The sequence below is a fragment of the Actinomadura chibensis NBRC 106107 genome, assembly GCF_001552135.1.
Lineage (GTDB): Bacteria > Actinomycetota > Actinomycetes > Streptosporangiales > Streptosporangiaceae > Spirillospora > Spirillospora chibensis.
The window spans coordinates 74,955-92,597 of sequence record NZ_BCQP01000040.1 but is presented as its reverse complement, the minus strand read 5'-3'; the positions used below and the strand labels follow the sequence as shown (position 1 = coordinate 92,597).

The following is a 17,643-nucleotide window of genomic DNA, read 5'->3' as shown; positions in this document are numbered from 1 at the left end:
CCCGGTATAGTCATGAACTGAGAAAGTCAATGACTCTGACCAATATCGGGAGGCCGCGATGGCCGACGCCGAACGGGAGCCCGACCTCGGGATGCTGATCGGACGGCTGGGCCGCGCCCTCCAGGACGAGCTGTTCACCCGCCTCGCCGAGCAGGGCCATCCGGACGTGCGCCCCCGGCACGGCACGGTGCTCGCCATCCTGCCGCCGACCGGCGCGCGGGCGACCGAGCTGGCGCGGCGCTCCGGGCAGCACAAGCAGATCGTCACCGTCATCGTGGACGAGCTCGAACGGCTCGGCTACGTCCGGCGCGAGGCCGACCCCAAGGACCGGCGCGCCAAGCTCGTCGTCCCGACCGACACCGGCCTGGACGAGATCGCCAAGGCCCGCGCCATCCTCGCCGGGATCGAGGACCGCCACCGCGACGACCTCGGCGACGACGCCTTCCGCACCTTCAAGGCCGCCCTGGAGCGGATCACGCGGACGCAGCGCGACTGGCACGCGACGGAGCCGCATACCGGCTGATCAGGGACTCGTGTCCCTGTCCCGAATGGGACGATGCGGATAGGGTGCCCCGGGTGCGGGTGGTTGTTACTGGTGCGGCGGGGTTCATCGGAAGCCATGTGGTCGACGCGCTGTCGGGCGCCGGGCACGAGGTGCTCGCCGTCGACGCGCCGGAACGGTCCCTCGCGCCCGAGACGGCGCGGCGGACGTGGGCCGAGACCGCCTCCAGGCCCGGTGTCGCGGCCGCCGAACTCGACCTGGCCGTAGCCGATCTGGACGCCGTCGCCGCGGCGGACGTCGTCGTCCACCTCGCCGGGCGTCCCGGCGTGCGCTGCTCGTGGGGCGAGGGCCGGGCGGCGGCCTGGCGGGACAACGTCGTCGCGACCCGGCGGCTCCTCGCGGCGTGCGCGGACCGTCCGGCGGGGCTCCGGCCGAAGGTGGTCGTCGCGTCCAGCTCGTCGGTCTACGGGTCGGCGGGCGGGCGGCCGAACCGCGAGGACGACCCGCTCGCCCCGGCGAGCCCGTACGCGGCCAGCAAGGCCGAGGTGGAGCGCCTCGCCCGGGACGCCGCGCGGGACGGGCTCCGGACCGTCCTGCTCAGGTACTTCTCCGTCTACGGCCCCCGGCAGCGGCCCGACATGGCGTTCCACCGGTTCGTGGAGGCGGCGCTCGACGGCCGCCCGCTGCCGGTGTTCGGCGACGGCCGCAGCTCGCGGGCGTTCACGCACGTCGGGGACGTCGTGTCCGCGACGCTCCTCGCGGCGGCGGCGGACCTGCCGCCCGGCGTCGCGGTCAACGTCGGCCACCACGAGCCGGTGGCGCTCCGCGCCGCCATCGGGACGCTCACCGGCCTGCTCGGCGTCCGCGCGGAGATCAGACGGGAGGCGCCGGTTGCCGGGGACGCCGCCCGCACCTGGGCCGACACCGGCCGCGCCCGCCGCCTCCTCGGCTGGACGGCCGCCACCGGCCTCACGGACGGCCTGGCCGACCAGATCGCCTGGCACCGCGCGCTCAGAAGCAGTTCTCGGGGGTGTGGGGGTCGTCCCCCACAGGGGGACGACGTGGACGAGGGGGTGCGGGTCGGATGATGCGGCATCGGGCCGCCTATGTCGCGTTCGACCGGTTCCCGTCCAGCAAGGGGTCGGCGGTGCACATCGCGCAGATGGCGGACGAGCTGTTCGCCCGCTTCGGCGGCGGGCTGCTCTGCGCGATCGGCGGCGGCGACCTGCCCCGCTACCAGCGCGAGGGGACGCGCGAGATCGCCCGCTTCGACGAGCCGGTGCCGAACCTGATCGACCGGGCCGAGGCGTTCTCGGCGTGGGTCGCGGGCCATCTGGAGCCGCACCTCGGCACGCTGGAGGTCTGCCACGTCCGCGACCCGTGGAGCGCGCTGCCCGCCGTCGCCGACGGCCCCCGCCACAGGCGCCGCCACCGGGTGGTGTACGAGGTCAACGGGCTGCCGTCGATCGAGATGGCGCACACCTGGCCGTGGGCGGCGCCGAGCACGCTCGCCAAGGTCCGCGAGCTGGAGCGGCACTGCCTGGAGCGCAGCGACGCGGTCGTCGTCCCGTCGCGGGTGATCGGCGCGGCGGTGCGCGGCCTCGGGGTGCCGGACGCGAAGGTCCACCTCGTCCCGAACGGGGCGGACGTCCCGGAGCCATCGGAGCGCCCGCCGGACGCGCCCGACCGCTACATCGTCTACGTCGGCGCGCTCCAGCCTTGGCAGGGTCTCGACGTCCTGCTGCGCGCGTTCGCCCGGCTCGCCGACCTGCCGGACCTGCGGCTCGTCGTGTGCGCGTCGGTCCCGGAGCGGCGGGCGAAGCCGCTGCGCCGCGCGGCCGAGCGGCTCGGCGTCGCGGACCGGGTCGAGTGGCGGTTCACGCTGCCGCACCACGAGGTCGCCGCGTGGCTCGCGCACGCCGAGGCGTCGGTGGCGCCGCTGACCGGCTGCGCCCGCAACCTCGACCAGGGCTGCGCGCCGCTGAAGGTCATCGAGTCGATGGCGGCCGGGGTGCCGGTCGTGGCGTCCGACCTTCCGGCGGTCCGCGAGCTGATGGCGGACGGGGAGCACGGGCGGCTCGTCCCGGCGGACCGTCCGGCGGAGCTGGCGCGGGCCGTCCGCGTCCTGCTGGAGTACCCCGACGAGGCCGCCGCGATGGGACGGCGCGGCCGGGCGCACATCGCGGAGAGCCTGACCTGGGCGCGGTCGCGCGCCCGGCTGTCCGCGGTCTACGACATGGTCACCGGCACGATCACGCCTTCGGACCGAGAGCGATAGGTGGTTCGTCATGTTCTGGCGTAAGCAGAAGGCCGCCATCCAGCGGTTCCATCCGCTGCACCGGGCGCTCACCCTGGAGCAGGGCTTCGCGGTCTCGCTGCGGCGGGACGACTGGGAGCCGGTGATCCAGAGCCTCGCCCGGCACACCGCCGAGATCCGGCGGCGGCGGTGGCGGCTGGACGAGCGCGTCCCCGGCGTGCTGGTGCCGATGCTGCGGATCCTCGCCTCCGACATGCCGCCGGACGGGGTGCTGTCCGTAGCGGCGGACATGCGCGGCCCGAGGGTGCCGGAGAAGAACGGGCCGGAGTACGACATGCCCGTCCAGCGTCCGGTCCTGTCGATGAAGCAGTGGTTCGCGTTCGACCCGTGGCTGCGGATGCGGGCCGAGCTGCGCGACGGCAGCGTCCTCGAAGTCGCGGTGACCGACCGGGTGCGGTTCCGCAAGCTCCGGAAGCGGAACCCGCGCGGCAAGATCAAGCTCAAGACCAAGACGAAGACGGTGCAGCTCGTCCGGGTGACCCGGCGGTTCGCCAAGGACGCCGCCGTCCGCCCGCCCGCGTCGCCGCCCCCGCCGTGGATCCGCGTCCAGGTCAGGAACGGCAGGCGGATGGCGATCCGGGTGAACGCCAAGTTCCCGGGGCCGCTGGAGGGCCCGGTGCTGATCGACCGCATCCTGCAGGTGTCGACGGAGCCGTTCCGGTGGACGCCGCCGGGCACGCCCGCGAGGAGGACCACGTGAACCGCTGCACCGTGACCACCGGTTTCTTCGTCCTCGGACGCTGCGGGCGGCAGGCCGTCGCGTCCTGCGGGCAGTGCGGGCGGCCCGTCTGCGCCGAGCACGCCGCGCCGTCCGGGGTCTGCCCGGAGTGCCTCGCCGCGCAGGGGTACGGGGCGCAGGACCCGCACGACCCGTCCTGGGCGCGCGGGCGGCGGCGGCACTACTACCAGAGCAGCGGGCACGCCTACCAGGACGCCGCCTGGTACTCGTCGTTCGACCAGTACGACCGGGGCGCGTTCAACCCCGGCGACGACTACGCGCACGGCGGCGACTGGGGCTCCGACGACGACCACGGCTTCGTGGACAGCTGATGCGCCGGGAGTCCGAGCACCGGGTCCTGTGGATCACGGGCCACTACCCGCCGAGCCGGGGCGGCATGGCGCAGTCCTGCGACCGGATCGTGCGGGGCCTGCGCGGCGCAGGGGTGGAGGTCGACGTCGCGCACCTGACCCGCCGCGCCCGCCCGTGGGGCGTCGCGCGCGAGCACGGCGGACGGCTGGTCACCGCCCCGCTCGGCGACGACGCCGAGCACGCCCTGCGCCGCCTCTGGACGACGATCACCGCCGAGAACCTCACCGGCTACACCCATGTCGTCGCGTTCGGCGGCGTGTACGCGACGCTCGCCGCGCCCGTCCTGGCCGCGCTGCTGGACGCGCCGCTCGTGACGCTGCTGCGCGGCAACGACATCGACGTCGGCGCCTTCTCGATGCGGCGGCGCGGGGTGCTGGCGGACGCGCTGCGCGCCTCGGCGCGGGTGTGCGTCGTCGCCCGCTCGCACGCCCCGCTGGTCGGCGCGCTGGCCCCGGACGTCCCGGTCGCGTTCGTCGCGAACAGCGTGGACACGGCGCGGTGGCAGGTGCTGCCGTCCGAGCGCGAGCGGGCCCGCGCCTGGCGGGACGAGCACGTCCGCGACGGCCGCCGCACGATCGGGATCGTCGGGCAGCTCAAGGTCAAGAAGGGCGTCGGCTTCTTCCTGGACGCGCTCGCCGCGTCCCGCCGCGCCGCCGACTTCCACCTGGTGCTCGTCGGCGAGGTCGAGGAGCAGGTGACGGAGTGGCTGGCCGCGCGGGGCGAGGACGTCCCGCACTCGTTCCTGCCGTTCCTGGACCGCTACGACCTCCCCGCCGTCTACGCGGGCTGCGACCTGGTCGCGCTGCCGTCCTTCTACGACGGGATGCCGAACGTCGCGCTGGAGGCGGCGGCGCTCGGCGTCCCGCTGCTCGCCTCGGACGCGGGCGGGCTCGCCGACCTCGCCGACGACGACATCGGCTTCACCTTCCCCGCCGGGGACGCGCACGGCTGCCGCGCCGCGATCGACCGCGCCGCCCGCGCGGACGCCGCCGAGCTGGCGAAGCTCGGCGCGGCGGGCGCGGAGCGGATCCGCCGCGACTTCACCCCGGCCGCCGAGACCGCCGGGTACCTCGGCGTCCTCGACGCGGCGCGGTGATCCGCTGCCACGCGTCCGGCGCCGGGCTCGGGCATCTGACCCGGCTCCGCGCGGCGCTGCGCACGCTCCGGCTGGACGGCCCCGTCACCGTCGTGACGGACTCGCCGTTCGCCGACGATCCGCGCGTCACGGGCGGCTGGCGGGTCGTGCGCCCCGGCGCCGAGCTTCCCGACAACGCCAGAGAGGTGATCGTCGACGCCTTCCCGGCCGGGCTCAGAGGCGAGCTGGACGCCGCGCCGCCGCCCGGCGCGCGGGTCACCCACCTGGCGCGGCTGCTGCGCTGGGACGCCTACGCGCCGCTGCTGCCCGCCGTCCCGCCGCGCTTCGACCGGACGTTCGTCCTGGAGGAGCTGGCCCCCGCCCACGACGCCTTCCTGCGCCGCGTCTCGGACGAGGTCGCGCCGCTGACCCTGGCCGATCCCCCGGCGGAGCCCGTCGACGTCGACGGGTGGCTCATCGTCCACAGCGGGCCCGACGCGGAGACGCGGGAACTCGTCGCGTACGCGCTCGACATGGCGTCCGCCGAACGGGTCCGGCCGCCGATGACGCTCGTGTCGCCGGTGCGGCCCGAGGGGATTCCCGCCCGGATCGCGCACCTGGACGTGTATCCGGCGTGCGCGCCGGGGCCGAACGTGGAGCGCGTCATCACGGCGGCCGGGTTCAACGCCGTCCGGCAGTTCGCGCCCTGGCGGGACATGCACCGCATGCTGCCCTTCCCGCGCCGCCTGGACGACCAGTTCACCCGCGCCGCCCGCGCCCGCCGTTAGCCCGGCAGGCGGACGTCGAACTCGACCTCGACGTCGTCGGCCAGCCTGAGCGCGCCGAAGAACGCCGAGTACGGCTTGATCCCCCACCGCGACTGCCGGACGGTCACCCCGCCCCGCACCCGGTCGTCACCCTCCAGCGCGGCCGTGACCCGCACGGGTTTCACCCGGCCCATGATCGTGAGGTCGCCCTCGATCCGCTCCCCGGCGCCGTCGATCCGCGTGGACGCGAACGTGATCCGCGGATACCGCCGGACGTCCAGCACCGAGCGCAGGTTCTTCGCGATCTCCGCGCGGTCCTGGTCGGTCAGCGGCTTCACGCCGCCGGTCCCGTCCCTGACCTCCAGGCCCTCGACCTCGACGGTCACCGCGACCGACGACGCGTCCAGGGGCTCGCGGGCCTCGACCTCCGCCGTCCAGCGGGTGGCCTCGATGGTGAGGTCGTGGCCCGCGCGGCGGCCGAGGCCGCTGCGGCCCGTCCTGATCAGCAGCCGGCCGTCGTCCGGCCCGAGTTCGTGCGTTCCCTCTCGTACGGCCATGCCTTCACACTGCCACGCGTCCCGCCCGGCGGCTCAGCGGCACTCCACCCTCGGCTGCGGACGGTACTCGGTGTGGAACCGCTCGTGACCTGCCTCGCGGCCGTCCAGCAGAAGCGTCCGCCAGACGTCGATCTCGAAGCCCGGGCGGCCTGGCGTGGGCACGCAGGCGGGTCCGCGCTCGCGCAGGACGCCCGTCCCCTGCGGGACGAACGCGTACGGCCGCGAAACAGCCGAACGCACCTCGTACCGGCGTTCGCCCCACAGGCTGACCGTCAGCGACGACCCCGTGTGCTCCACCTCGACGCGCACCGGGAGCCGGGTGTCGTTCCGCCACGTGAAGTCGAGGTCCGGGTAGGAGACGGCGGCCTCCAGCCCTTCCGGGTACTCCGGCATGTACATCGAGTGCGCGCGCGCCCTGCGGATGTCCAGCCCGGCCCGGAACACGGCGTTGAACAGCGTCGTGGACACCTGGCAGATGCCGCCGCCCACGTCGGCCACCAGGCGCGGGCCCACGATCGCGGGCGCGGGGACGTACCCGCGGCTCCGCGTGCGCGGCCCGACGACGTCGTTGAACGAGAACGTCGTGCCGGGCGCGACGACCCGGCCGTCGAGGCTCCGCGCGGCCAGCTCGATGTTGCGCACCCGCGGCTCGCCCGGGGTGAACCGCGTCGTGTAGCTGCTCATCGGCCCGCCAGGGCGCGCCTCGTGCGTCCCGTCCGCGCCGTCCGGGAGGGGGCCGACCGGCTTTCCTCCGGCGGACAGCGGCGCGGGGGCCGGGGCGCGGGGAATCCAGAGGTACGCGCCGAGCAGCAGCCCCGTCGTGGCCAGCGTGCCCGCCACGAACGGCCACCACCGCCGGGCGCACTCGCGCAGGCCCGGCTCGGGCCCGCGATCCCGGCGTCCCTGCCGCCGCCGTCTCCGGTCGGGCCGGGTCCCCGTCACGGAACACACCCCCGAGGACGATCCTCCAACGGACCCACCGGGGAACCGCCGACGACGCCCGTACCTTTACCCGGGCCAGACGAACCCCCGACCAACGGGAGCCGTCAGGGAAGCGTCAGCGGGCGCGGGCGCCTTCGCGCAGCCGCTCCGGGTCGATCTCGCGTCCCGGACGCCTGCGCAGGTACTCGGCTTCGAGCTGGTTCATGCGGCGCGTGTGCTCCCCGTACGCCTGGTCGGCGGCGTGCCTGAGGGCGTCGAGCCGCGTCTGGTACAGGTGGCCGAGCTCGCGGAACAGGTCGTCGTCGCTGAGTTCGCCGGGGTCGATCCCGGTCTCGGTGCCGTCGCTCGTCATCTCCGGGCCCCTCCTCCGTGGCCGTCCCGTCCCTTACCCGCGCCGCCGGGGACGAACACGAGCAGCGCGCCCGCGTGCTTCCCGAACCGCACCGCCCCGGGCAGGGACGACACCTCGCCGTCCCGCGCCAGCCGCAGCCCGCCGGACGGCGCGACCACCTCCAGCCCCGTCGCCCGCCACGCCCGGTACCCGGGCATGACGCCGAGCTGCCCGGCCAGCACCGCCGCGACGGCCCGCACCCGCGGGACGCGCCGCCCGGTGGCGACCAGCCGGACGTCGAGGCGGCCGTCGTCCAGCCGGTCCCGCCAGGTGGGCGCGGCGCCGCGCGTGCCGTAGCCGCAGTTGCCGACGAAGCCGAGCCAGACGCGCCGGCGCCGGCCGTCCAGGACGAGGTCGACGGGCTCGGAGCGGCGCAGCGTCCGGACGGCGGCGACCGCGAGCGCGGGCCACTTCCCGATCCGCCGCTCCAGCCGCTCCCGCCGGTCGACCAGCTCGGTGTAGGCGCCGAAGCTCGCCGTGTTGAGGAACAGCCGCTCGTCCGCGCCGCCCCGCCCGCCGTCCGCCGGGGCGACGTAGGACACGTCGACGCGGCCGAGCCGCCCGCCCCGGTAGGCGGCGACCGCGTCCGCCGCCGACTCCAGGCCGAGCGCGCGGGCGAAGTGGTCGAACGTCCCGCCGGGGACGACCAGCAGCGGCACGTCGTGCTCCAGCGCGGCCCGCGCGCCCGCGTTCACGGTGCCGTCCCCGCCGACGACGGCGAGGACGGCGGCGCGCTCGGCGGCCTCCGCGAGCGCCTTGTCGGCGTCCTCGTCCGGCGCCAGCCGGACGATCTCCGCCGCGGGCAGCTCCCGCTCGATCAGCTCGACCGCCAGGTCGGGCCGTCCCGGCAGGATCGCGGCGGTCGCCCCGCCGGAGCCGCCCGACACCGGGTTCACCACCGCGACGAGTCCCTCCCCGTCCGGCCGCACCAGGCCGTCGGCGGCCAGCGTCACCGACACCCGCGCCACCGGCGGCCGGGCGGGCCAGACGAGCCGCGTCCCGCACGCGGCCAGCGCGCCGATCCCGAGCCCGGCGAGGACGTCGCCCGGGTAGTGCGCGCCCGTGTAGACGCGGGCGAACGCGACCGCCGCCGCCGTCGCCGCGACCGGCGCGGCCACCCGGCCGGGCGCCTCCAGCGCGACCCCGGTCGCGAACGCGGCGGCCGACGCCGAGTGCCCGGACGGGAACGCGTGCGAGGTCGGCAGCTTCCAGCGGATCCGGATCGGCGGGACGAGGTCGACGACGGGCCGCTTGCGGCGGAACGCCTGCTTCCCGACGAGGTTCACGACCGGGCTCGCCACCGCGATCGCGAGCGAGCCGCGCAGCGCGGCCCGGCGCAGCCGGTGCCGCCCGGTCAGGCCCAGGGCGCCCGCCGTCGTGAACCACAGCACGCCGTGGTCGGCGAACCGCGACAGCCGCGGCAGGACGTACTCCAGCCCGGGCAGCCGCGCCGCCGCCACCCGGTCGAACGCCCACCGGTCGGCCCGGCCGAGTCTCGCGAGGAGCCGGAACCGGGGTTCGACCGTCCCCGACCGCGTGTTCCGGGCGGACCAGGGCATGATGACCGGGCGTGCGGGCGCGGCGCGGCGCCGTGAATGGTTGACGCGCATCCCGGGGGTATCCCCTTGGACGGCGACATGATTCCGTAAAGATCTCAAATCGGGGGTCACATGCGGGCGAACGTCACTCTGGACTCACCGACTGCAATAGGCTTCGCGACATGAGTCACCCGGAACGGCTCGGTTCCCCGGGTGGCGAGTCGGTCGGCACGATCGCGGAGCCTCTTCACGTGAACGAGTCGCTGTCCGACTACGCCGCACGGTACGGGCTGAGGCAGAGCGCCGCGCGTCCCCCGCTGCGCAAGTACCTCCAGCAGGTGTGGGCCCGGCGCAACTTCATCTGGGCGTTCGCCTCCGCGAAGAACATCTCGATGTACACCGATTCGCGGCTGGGGCAGTTGTGGCAGCTCCTCACGCCATTGCTGAACGCGGCGGTGTACTACCTGATCTTCGGATTGCTGCTGAACACCAGCCGCGGGATCGACGACTTCATCCCGTTCCTGGTGACCGGCGTCTTCCTGTTCGGCTTCACGCAGCGGTCGGTGACGTCCGGGGCCAAGTCGGTCGGCGACAACCTGTCGCTGATCCGCGCGCTGCACTTCCCGCGGGCCACGCTGCCGCTCGCGATCGCGGTCGTCGAGTTCCAGCAGCTGCTGCTGTCCCTGGTCGTGCTGTTCGCGATCATCATGGCCTGGGGCGAGCCGATCACGTTCAACATGGCGCTGTTCGTTCCGGTGGTGGCGCTCCAGTTGATGTTCAACGTGGGCATCAGCATGGTCATGGCGCGGCTGGGCGCGTTCAACCGCGACATCACCCAGCTCCTGCCGTTCATCATGCGGACGTGGCTCTACATGTCCGGCGTGATCTTCAGCCTGCCCGTGATGATGAAGCCCGGCTCCAAGCTGGACCGCTATCCCGTCATCGCGAGGCTGCTCGAAGCCAACCCGGCGCACGTGTACGTCGAGCTGAGCCGGAACATGCTGCTGGGCGAGTACCGCCAGTCGATGCGCGAGCAGGTGGCGGCCCACAAGGCGACCACCATGCCGCTGTCGCAACTGTGGTTGTACGCGATCGTCTGGTCCGTGGTGATGCTGGTCGGGGGATTCATGTTCTTCTACCGGGCGGAGGAGCGATATGGCCGTGGCTGACACGAGGCCCCGCAAGGCCCTCGACCCCGTCGACATCGAGATCGACCCCCGCCGGGAGCCGATCGTCGTCGTGGACGACCTGCACATCGTCTACCGCGTGTACGGCGCGGGCGGGAAGGGCAACGCGGCGTCCGCGTTCTCCCGCATCCTGCGCCGCAAGCACCGCCCGACCATGACCGAGGTCCACGCGATCAAGGGCCTGTCGTTCGTCGCCTACCGCGGCGAGGCCGTCGGGATCATCGGCACCAACGGGTCCGGCAAGTCGACGCTGCTGAAGGCGATCGCCGGGCTGCTGCCGCCGCACCGCGGCGGCGTCTACACCGACGGCCAGCCGTCGCTGCTCGGCGTGAACGCGGCCCTGATGAAGGACCTCACCGGCGAGCGCAACATCGTCCTCGGCTGCCTCGCGATGGGCATGTCCCCCGCCGAGACCAAGGCGAAGTACAAGGAGATCGTCGACTTCGCCGGGCTCAAGGAGGGGTTCATCCAGTACCCGATGCGGACGTACTCGTCCGGCATGGGAGCCCGGCTCCGGTTCGCGATCGCCGCCGCCAAGACGCACGACGTGCTGCTGATCGACGAGGCCCTCGCCACCGGCGACGCCAAGTTCAAGGTCAAGAGCAAGCGCCGGATCGAGGAGCTGCGCAAGGAGGCGGGCGCTGTCTTCCTCGTCGCGCACCAGCTCGACGTGGTCAAGGAGACCTGCGACCGCGTCATCTGGATCGACGAGGGCCGCATGCACATGGACGGCGACCCGGACGAGGTCATCTCCGCCTATATCGAGGCCACCGGCAAGTAACGGCACGCTATCGGGATGTAACGGACCACGGCCGTGTCACGCGTGTGACTCGTTGAGACCAGAGTGACAGGGAGTTACCAGATCGTCTCTGGATGAGACGGCCTCGCCGATCTACCTTCGAGGGGAGACCTTCACGGCGAGGGAGTGTGCACCCATGGCCGATCGGCTCGACGTCCCCCCGGCGGGGACGGCCCCCGACACCCCGCGAACCCCCGACACCGACTCCCACACCCCCCGGACCGACTCCGTCGGCATCAGCAGGCGGGGGTTCCTGTCCTCCTCGGCGCTCGCGGCCGGGGCGGCGGGCGCGGCCGGGTTATTGGCCGGATGCGCCAGCGAGTCCAGCGGCCCGCAGGCCAAGGGCACCGGCGACGCGCCCAAGGAGGTGTTCACCTCCCCGGCGAAGAAGCTGAGCGGCTCCCTCAGCATCCTGATGTGGAGCCACTTCGTCCCCCGGCATGACAAGTGGTTCGACAGGTTCCTCGCCGACTGGGGCAAGAAGGTCGGCGTGGACGTCCGGGTCGACCACATCAACACCGTCGACGTCCCCCGCCGCGCCGCGTCCGAGATCCAGGCGGGACGCGGCCACGACCTCATCCAGCACATCGCGCCGTTCTCGCAGTACGAGCCGTCCGTCCTCGACCTGACGGACGTCGTGCAGGAGGCGAACCGGCGGTGGGGCCAGCAGCTCGAACTGTGCCGCAAGTCGAGCTTCAACCCCAACACGAAGCGGTTCTACTGCTACTGCCCCGGCTGGTCCCCCGACCCGGGCGACTTCCGCAAGTCGATGTGGTCGAAGGTCGGCATGCCGAACGGCCCGGCGAGCTGGGAGGACCTGCTCCGCGGCGCCGCCGAGATCAAGAAGCAGACCGGCGTCCCGTGCGGGATCGGGCTGTCCCCCGAGACCGACTCGAACATGGCGGCGCGGGCGCTGCTGTGGTCGTACGGCGGGGCCGTCCAGGACGAGAACGAGAAGGTCGTGCTGAACTCCGACGCGACCGTCGCGGCCGTCGAGTACATGACGCGGCTGTTCAAGGAGGCGGAGACCAGCGAGGTGTTCTCCTGGGTGCCCGCGTCCAACAACCAGGCGCTGATCGCGGGCAAGTCGTCCTACATCCTGAACTCGATCTCGGCGTGGCGGACGGCGATGGGCGCGAACCGGGCGATCGGCGACGACATCTTCTTCGTCCCGGCGCTGCGCGGGCCGAAGGCGTCGCTGGCGGCGCAGCACGTCATCCAGCAGTGGATCGTGCCGAAGCACGCGGGCAACCCGGACGCGGCGAAGGAGTTCCTGCTGCACTACACGGCGAACTTCCCGGCCGTGACGTACAACTCGGAGTTGTACGACCTGCCGGGGTGGCCGTCGCTCGTCCCGCAGCTCGACGGGTGGCTCGACCACGACCCGTGGGGCGCGAAGCCCGCGAACAAGCTGGCCCTGCTGAAGACGGCGACGTCGTGGAGCGCGAACATCGGCTATCCGGGCCCGTCCAACCCGGCGATCGGGGAGATCTTCAACACGAACGTGCTGCCGACGATGTTCGGCCGCGCGGCGCGCGGCCAGGCGTCCCCGAAGCAGGCGGTGGCCGAGGCGGCGGGCCGCGCCGAGGCGATCTTCAAGAACTGGCGGGGCCGCGGCCTCGTCGGCGGCTGAGGGGGCGGGGCAGATCACTACCGTTGAGGTGAAAGGGCTGGTCAAGACCTTCGACGGGCAGCTCAGGGCGCGCCGCGGCCGGTCCGACCACGTGCGCGCGCTGGACGGCGTCGACCTGGCCGCGGAGCCCGGCGAGTACCTGGTGCTGCTCGGCCCGTCCGGGTGCGGCAAGACGACCCTGCTGCGCACGATCGCGGGCTTGGAGCAGCCGACCGAGGGCGAGGTGCTGATCGGCGGGAACGTGGTCAACGGGCTGCCGCCGCGCGTCCGGAAGATCGCGATGGTGTTCCAGTCGTACGCGCTGTACCCGCACAAGACCGTGTTCGACAACATCGTCTTCCCGCTGCGCGCGGAGGGGATGGCAAAGGAGGAGCGCCGGAAGAAGGCGGCGTGGGCCGCCGAGTTACTGGAGATCGAGCCGCTGCTGCGCCGCAAGCCGCGCCAGCTGTCCGGCGGGGAGCGGCAGCGGGTGGCGCTCGCGCGGGCGCTGGTCCGCGACCCGGCGGTGTTCCTGCTGGACGAGCCGCTGTCCAACCTCGACGCGAAGATGCGCGCGACGGCCCGCGACGAGCTGAAGCGCTTCCAGCAGCACGTCGGGACGACCACCGTCTACGTCACCCACGACCAGGCGGAGGCGATGGGCCTCGGCGACCGGATCGCGGTGCTGGAGAAGGGCCGCGTCCGGCAGGTAGGGACGCCGCGCGAGGTGTACGACGACCCGGCCGACACGTTCGTGGCGCGGTTCATCGGCTCCCCGCCGATGAACCTCGTCAGGCGGGACGACCGGCTCGTCGGGTTCCGTCCGGAGCACCTGCTGCCGGTGGAGAACGTCCCGGCGGAGTCGCGGGTGACGATGCCGCTGCGGGTCGAGCGGATGGAGTACCTGTCGGGCGACCGGCACGTGTACGGGACGGTCACCGGCATCGGCGAAGAGACGCGCGTCATCGCCCGCCTGCCGTCGACCGTCGCCACCCCGCTGGACGCCGGGGAGACGCACGAGTTCGCCGTGCCGGGCGAGCGGCTGCGGTTCTTCGACGCCGGGTCGGGCGCGCGGACGTCCGCCGTCCCGATCGGAGGGGCGCCGTGACGGGCGCGCGGACCGAGCCCACGCCGGTCGCCGTGCGGGACGAGGCGGCGCCGAAGCCCGGCCTCGCCGACCGGGACGGCTTCCTCGCGTGGGTGATGCTGCTGCCGTCGGTCGTCTACATCGCGGCGCTGGTCGGCGTCCCGTTCCTGCTGGCGGTCGCGTTCGCGTTCTCGGACGTGACGACCGGCGACCCGTCGTTCGACTTCGTCGGGTTCCGGAACTTCACGGCGGTCTTCGACGACGGCGTGTTCTGGCGGGCGCTGCGGAACACGCTGGTGTTCACGCTGGTCAGCATGGCGCTGATCGTGGTGTTCGGGAAGATCCTGGCGAACATCCTGGTCGCGGAGTTCCGGGGGAAGTGGTTCGTCCGGTTCCTGGTGCTGCTGCCGTGGACGACCCCGGTCGCGCTGTCGACGATCTCGTGGCTGTGGTTCCTCGACTCGATCTACTCGCCGGTCGACTGGGTGCTGCGGCACCTCGGGCTGATCGACGGGAACGTCGTGTGGCTGGGGCGTCCCGGCACGGCGATGGCGTCGGTGATCGCGGTGCAGACCTGGCGGCTGACGCCGCTCGCCGCCGTGATCGTGATGGCCGGGCTGGTCGCGATCCCGCGCGACGTCGACGAGGCGGCGCGGATCGACGGCGCCGGGTTCTGGCGGCGGATGTTCGAGGTGACGATCCCGCTGACGCTGCCGGTGATCGCGGTCGCCGGGCTGTTCGGCGCGATCATGACGTTCACCGACATGACCGTCCCGTACGTGCTGACGCGCGGCGGCCCGACGCACTCCACGGACGTCCTCGCGTCGTGGGCGTACTTCCGCGGCATCGAGGGCGGCGACGTCGGCCAGGGCGCCGCCATAGCCCTCTTCCTGTTCCCCCTCCTCCTCGCAGGCGCCGTAGCGATCCTGAGGGCGGTACGACGATTGGAGGCGGGATGACCGGAGCGGAGCGAGGATCATCCCGCCTCCAGCGGGGGTCTGGGGGTCGTCCCCCAGAAAAGCAGGGCGGGATGACCGGAGCGGAGCGAGGATCATCCCGCCTCCAGCGGGGGTCTGGGGGTCGTCCCCCAGAAAAGCAGGGCGGGATGACCGGAGCGGAGCGAGGATCATCCCGCCTCCAGCGGGGGTCTGGGGGTCGTCCCCCAGAAAAGCAGGGCGGGATGACCGGAGCGGAGCGAGGATCATCCCGCCTCCAGCGGGGGTCTGGGGGTCGTCCCCCAGAAAGGCAGGGCGGGATGACCACTGAAGTTGGGGCGTTGCGGCGGAGGTATGCGCGGCGGCATGTCGCGGCGCGGGTCGGCGTGTACGCGTCGGCGGTGCTGGCGGCGCTGGTGTGCGCGCTGCCGTTCCTGTGGAGCGTCGTCAGCGCGTTCAAGCAGAACCAGGACCTGTACAACCCGGAGAGCAACCCGTTTTACTTCAACGAGCCCGCCACCCCCGACCATGTGAAGTTCCTGTTCAGCGACACGCCGTTCCTGACGTTCGTGGGGAACACGCTGATCGTCGGCGCGGCGGTCGTCGCGATCACGCTGGCGCTGGCGCTGCCCGCCGCGTACTCCCTCGCGCGCCTGGACCGGCCGTGGGGCACGCCGATGGGCATCGCGATCTTCATGGTGTACCTGGTGCCGCCGTCGCTGCTGTTCCTGTCGCTGACCCGCGTCGTCGTGTGGCTGCGCCTGGAGGACACGCTCTGGTCGATGATCGTCGTGTATCCGACGATCACGGTGCCGGTGTCGGTGTGGCTGCTGATCGGGTTCCTGAAGGCCGTCCCGAAGGACGTCGAGGAGCAGGCCATGGTGGACGGCCACAGCCGTCTCGGCGCGTTCCTGCGGGCCGTCCTGCCGCTGGTGTTCCCGGGGATCGTCGCCGTGGTCGTGTTCAGCTTCACGCTCACGGCCAGCGAGTTCGTGTACGCGCTGGCGTTCGTGTCGGCGAGCCCGGAGATGGTGGTCAGCACGGGCGTGCCGACGCAGCTCGTCCGCGGGGACGTGTTCTTCTGGCAGTCGCTCCAGGCGGCCACGGTGGTCACGGCGGTGCCGATCGCGTTCCTGTTCAACCTGTTCCTGGACCGGTTCGTCACCGGGTTCACGATGGGAGCCGTGAAGACGTGACGTGCCACCGCGACGTCCCCTGATAGAGATGGAGGCGACAACCGGAAGTCCGAAACTGGAGGTCGCCATGTCCGGCAAGCCGCCGCTTCCCTACGAGTTCCTGCCCGAGGTCCCGTCGTTCACCGTCGAGAGCGACGACATCGCGGACGGCGAGCGCCTCCCCGACCCGCACGTCTTCGACCAGGGCGGGTTCGGCGGCGGCAACGAGTCGCCGCATTTGCGCTGGTCCGGGTTCCCGGCGGAGACGCGGAGCTTCGCGGTGACCTGCTACGACCCGGACGCGCCGACCGGCAGCGGCTTCTGGCACTGGTCGCTGTTCGACGTCCCGGCGGACGTGACGGAGCTGCCGCGCGGCGCCGGGACAGCCGACGCGAAGGTCGGCGTGCACGCCCGCAACGACTACGGGGTGAAGGCGTTCGGCGGCGCGGCTCCGCCGCCCGGCGACCCGCACCGGTACGTGTTCGCCGTGCACGCCTTGGACGTGGAGTCGCTCGGGATCGACTCGGACGCGTCCCCGGCCGCTGTGGGCTTCAACCTGACCGCGCACACGCTGGCCCGCGCGACGATCGTCCCGGTCTACGGCACCTGACAAGCGGCGGGGGCCGTCCCCGGCTGAGGACGGCCGGGGGCGGCCCCCGCGCTGCTCAGGGCGGGTCGGCGAGGACGTCCCCGACGGCCGTCCGCCGGTAGAGCACGGACCGTCCGCTGCGCTGCCGCGTGACGAGCCCGGCCGCCCGCAGCACCGCGAGATGGTCGCCGACGCCGCCGACGCTGACCCGCAGCCGGGCGCTCAGCCAGGTCGTCGTCGCCGGGTCGGCGAGCAGCCGCAGCAGGTCGGCGCGGGTGCGGCCGATCAGTTTCGCGAGGGCGTCGTCGGGGCCGCGCTCGGGGCGCTCCCAGAGCGCCGCCACTCCCCTCGCCCGGTACATCAGCGTGTACGGCCAGCCGGGCTCGACGGCGAGGCCCAGCTCGGAGAAGACGATCGGCACGAACATCAGCCCGGCGCCGCCGAGCCGGTGCACGGCGTCGCCGCCGGCGGCGATGTCCACCTCGATCACGCCGTCGCGCCAGCGCACCCGGCGGGACAGCCCGTCCAGCGCCTCGGCCCAGCCGTAGGCGGCGAGCCGTCCGGCGCGGTGGACGATGTCGCGCTCCAGAATCGACCGGACGACCGGCCAGTCCGGCTCCAGCAGCGTGTGCCAGGCGGTCTCCATGCCGGTGGCGAGGCGGCCGACCATGTCCGGGGCGTCCAGCACGGACCGGACGACGCGGTCCGGCTCCGGCAGGTCGGCCAGGTTGCGGGCGACCTCGCGGCGCGCCTGGTCGAGCGGCGTCGCCCGCATCGTGGCGAGCTGGTCGGCGACGGTGAGGTTCGGCCGGGCGGGCGGCGGGCTGACGAAGTCGGCCATGTAGCCGGCGCGGCGGCGCAGGAACACGAGCGCCCGGACGGCCGGGTCGTCCGCGATCGCCAGGTAGCGGGGCCGGGCCCGCTCGACCCATGGGCGCAGCGCGCCGACCGGGATCCGCCCGGCCACCAGGCCGAGCGCGTTCAGCGTCTCCAGCAGCGGGGAGTGGCCGAAGCGGCTGGCCGCGAAGTCCGCCTGGCCGACCTCGATCCGTTTCATGTTTCGTTCCTCCGCGAAACATT

General features: G+C 73.2%; 19 protein-coding genes. 14 read left to right on the top strand and 5 right to left on the bottom strand.

Annotated elements, in window-relative coordinates; all coding sequences use genetic code 11:
- Positions 1-58 precede the first annotated feature (58 nt).
- From ACH01S_RS23445 to ACH01S_RS23415, 7 genes are read left to right on the top strand one after another with little or no spacing between them, the layout of a single operon-like run.
- Entirely contained in the window at positions 59-523 is a 465-nt protein-coding gene (locus ACH01S_RS23445; protein ID WP_067895184.1) for a MarR family winged helix-turn-helix transcriptional regulator, read from the top strand.
- Between the two features lie 53 nt (positions 524-576).
- The gene (locus ACH01S_RS23440) at positions 577-1,590 is read left to right on the top strand and encodes an NAD-dependent epimerase/dehydratase family protein (protein WP_246236588.1); all 1,014 of its coding nucleotides are present in this window, start codon (positions 577-579) and stop codon (positions 1,588-1,590) included.
- Positions 1,587-2,780, top strand: coding sequence for a glycosyltransferase family 4 protein (locus ACH01S_RS23435; protein ID WP_246236587.1), 1,194 nt, complete (start codon positions 1,587-1,589; stop codon positions 2,778-2,780). Before ACH01S_RS23440 ends, ACH01S_RS23435 begins: the two co-directional genes overlap by 4 nt.
- Positions 2,781-2,790: 10 nt before the next feature.
- Positions 2,791-3,519, top strand: a complete 729-nt coding sequence (locus ACH01S_RS23430; RefSeq protein ID WP_067895177.1) for a hypothetical protein — start codon at positions 2,791-2,793, stop codon at positions 3,517-3,519.
- Positions 3,516-3,869 (top strand): hypothetical protein, encoded by a 354-nt coding sequence (locus ACH01S_RS23425; protein WP_083981038.1) that lies wholly within the window; start codon positions 3,516-3,518, stop codon positions 3,867-3,869. Before ACH01S_RS23430 ends, ACH01S_RS23425 begins: the two co-directional genes overlap by 4 nt.
- A complete protein-coding gene (locus ACH01S_RS23420; RefSeq protein ID WP_067895169.1) occupies positions 3,869-5,005 on the top strand; it encodes a glycosyltransferase family 4 protein in 1,137 nt (378 codons plus the stop codon). The genes ACH01S_RS23425 and ACH01S_RS23420 overlap by 1 nt, the downstream gene beginning before the upstream one ends.
- Positions 5,002-5,772 carry a hypothetical protein gene (locus tag ACH01S_RS23415; RefSeq protein ID WP_067895166.1) on the top strand — a complete coding sequence of 257 codons (771 nt, stop codon included), beginning with the start codon at positions 5,002-5,004 and terminating at the stop codon, positions 5,770-5,772. The genes ACH01S_RS23420 and ACH01S_RS23415 overlap by 4 nt, the downstream gene beginning before the upstream one ends.
- Here the strand turns inward: ACH01S_RS23415 and ACH01S_RS23410 are convergent.
- From ACH01S_RS23410 to ACH01S_RS23395, 4 genes are all read right to left on the bottom strand, one after another.
- The gene (locus ACH01S_RS23410; RefSeq protein WP_067895163.1) at positions 5,769-6,308 is read right to left on the bottom strand and encodes a YceI family protein; all 540 of its coding nucleotides are present in this window, start codon (positions 6,306-6,308) and stop codon (positions 5,769-5,771) included. The genes ACH01S_RS23415 and ACH01S_RS23410 overlap by 4 nt on opposite strands.
- Before the next feature lie 33 nt (positions 6,309-6,341).
- On the bottom strand, positions 6,342-7,250 hold the full coding sequence (locus ACH01S_RS23405; protein ID WP_067895160.1) for a VanW family protein: 909 nt from the start codon (positions 7,248-7,250) through the stop codon (positions 6,342-6,344).
- 115 nt (positions 7,251-7,365) lie between these two features.
- Positions 7,366-7,602 carry a DUF6158 family protein gene (locus ACH01S_RS23400; RefSeq protein WP_067895157.1) on the bottom strand — a complete coding sequence of 79 codons (237 nt, stop codon included), beginning with the start codon at positions 7,600-7,602 and terminating at the stop codon, positions 7,366-7,368.
- Positions 7,599-9,251 (bottom strand): bifunctional phosphatase PAP2/diacylglycerol kinase family protein, encoded by a 1,653-nt coding sequence (locus ACH01S_RS23395; RefSeq protein ID WP_246236585.1) that lies wholly within the window; start codon positions 9,249-9,251, stop codon positions 7,599-7,601. The genes ACH01S_RS23400 and ACH01S_RS23395 overlap by 4 nt, the downstream gene beginning before the upstream one ends.
- Before the next feature lie 110 nt (positions 9,252-9,361).
- Here ACH01S_RS23395 and ACH01S_RS23390 point away from each other — a divergent pair, with 110 nt between their 5' ends.
- The 7 genes from ACH01S_RS23390 to ACH01S_RS23360 all read left to right on the top strand — a co-directional run bounded on the left by ACH01S_RS23390 (position 9,362) and on the right by ACH01S_RS23360 (position 16,584).
- Positions 9,362-10,348: an ABC transporter permease gene (locus ACH01S_RS23390; RefSeq protein WP_083981024.1), complete on the top strand. Its 987-nt coding sequence runs from the start codon at positions 9,362-9,364 to the stop codon at positions 10,346-10,348.
- Positions 10,335-11,147, top strand: coding sequence for an ABC transporter ATP-binding protein (locus tag ACH01S_RS23385; protein ID WP_067895154.1), 813 nt, complete (start codon positions 10,335-10,337; stop codon positions 11,145-11,147). The genes ACH01S_RS23390 and ACH01S_RS23385 overlap by 14 nt, the downstream gene beginning before the upstream one ends.
- Positions 11,148-11,301: 154 nt before the next feature.
- A complete protein-coding gene (locus ACH01S_RS23380) occupies positions 11,302-12,798 on the top strand; it encodes an ABC transporter substrate-binding protein (RefSeq protein WP_083981023.1) in 1,497 nt (498 codons plus the stop codon).
- A 28-nt stretch (positions 12,799-12,826) separates the two neighbouring features.
- A complete protein-coding gene (locus tag ACH01S_RS23375; protein ID WP_246236583.1) occupies positions 12,827-13,885 on the top strand; it encodes an ABC transporter ATP-binding protein in 1,059 nt (352 codons plus the stop codon).
- Positions 13,882-14,823, top strand: coding sequence for a carbohydrate ABC transporter permease (locus tag ACH01S_RS23370; RefSeq protein WP_218010360.1), 942 nt, complete (start codon positions 13,882-13,884; stop codon positions 14,821-14,823). The genes ACH01S_RS23375 and ACH01S_RS23370 overlap by 4 nt, the downstream gene beginning before the upstream one ends.
- Positions 14,824-15,119: 296 nt before the next feature.
- Complete coding sequence (locus ACH01S_RS23365; RefSeq protein WP_067895151.1) at positions 15,120-15,995, top strand: carbohydrate ABC transporter permease; 876 nt, start codon at positions 15,120-15,122, stop codon at positions 15,993-15,995.
- A gap of 67 nt (positions 15,996-16,062) precedes the next feature.
- Complete coding sequence (locus tag ACH01S_RS23360; protein ID WP_067895147.1) at positions 16,063-16,584, top strand: YbhB/YbcL family Raf kinase inhibitor-like protein; 522 nt, start codon at positions 16,063-16,065, stop codon at positions 16,582-16,584.
- 55 nt (positions 16,585-16,639) lie between these two features.
- Here ACH01S_RS23360 and ACH01S_RS23355 read toward each other — a convergent pair whose 3' ends face one another.
- Entirely contained in the window at positions 16,640-17,620 is a 981-nt protein-coding gene (locus tag ACH01S_RS23355) for an ArsR/SmtB family transcription factor (protein ID WP_067895144.1), read from the bottom strand.
- Positions 17,621-17,643: the final 23 nt, after the last annotated feature.

Excerpts from the sequence above, each read along its gene's own strand:
- ACH01S_RS23445 (WP_067895184.1), top strand. The coding sequence starts at position 59 with ATGGCCGACGCCGAACGGGAGCCCGACCTCGGGATGCTGATCGGACGG.
- ACH01S_RS23435 (WP_246236587.1), top strand. The coding sequence starts at position 1,587 with ATGATGCGGCATCGGGCCGCCTATGTCGCGTTCGACCGGTTCCCGTCC.
- ACH01S_RS23430 (WP_067895177.1), top strand. The coding sequence starts at position 2,791 with ATGTTCTGGCGTAAGCAGAAGGCCGCCATCCAGCGGTTCCATCCGCTG.
- ACH01S_RS23420 (WP_067895169.1), top strand. The coding sequence starts at position 3,869 with ATGCGCCGGGAGTCCGAGCACCGGGTCCTGTGGATCACGGGCCACTAC.
- ACH01S_RS23410 (WP_067895163.1), bottom strand. The coding sequence starts at position 6,308 with ATGGCCGTACGAGAGGGAACGCACGAACTCGGGCCGGACGACGGCCGG.
- ACH01S_RS23400 (WP_067895157.1), bottom strand. The coding sequence starts at position 7,602 with ATGACGAGCGACGGCACCGAGACCGGGATCGACCCCGGCGAACTCAGC.
- ACH01S_RS23395 (WP_246236585.1), bottom strand. The coding sequence starts at position 9,251 with ATGCGCGTCAACCATTCACGGCGCCGCGCCGCGCCCGCACGCCCGGTC.
- ACH01S_RS23390 (WP_083981024.1), top strand. The coding sequence starts at position 9,362 with ATGAGTCACCCGGAACGGCTCGGTTCCCCGGGTGGCGAGTCGGTCGGC.
- ACH01S_RS23385 (WP_067895154.1), top strand. The coding sequence starts at position 10,335 with ATGGCCGTGGCTGACACGAGGCCCCGCAAGGCCCTCGACCCCGTCGAC.
- ACH01S_RS23380 (WP_083981023.1), top strand. The coding sequence starts at position 11,302 with ATGGCCGATCGGCTCGACGTCCCCCCGGCGGGGACGGCCCCCGACACC.
- ACH01S_RS23365 (WP_067895151.1), top strand. The coding sequence starts at position 15,120 with ATGACCACTGAAGTTGGGGCGTTGCGGCGGAGGTATGCGCGGCGGCAT.
- ACH01S_RS23360 (WP_067895147.1), top strand. The coding sequence starts at position 16,063 with ATGTCCGGCAAGCCGCCGCTTCCCTACGAGTTCCTGCCCGAGGTCCCG.
- ACH01S_RS23355 (WP_067895144.1), bottom strand. The coding sequence starts at position 17,620 with ATGAAACGGATCGAGGTCGGCCAGGCGGACTTCGCGGCCAGCCGCTTC.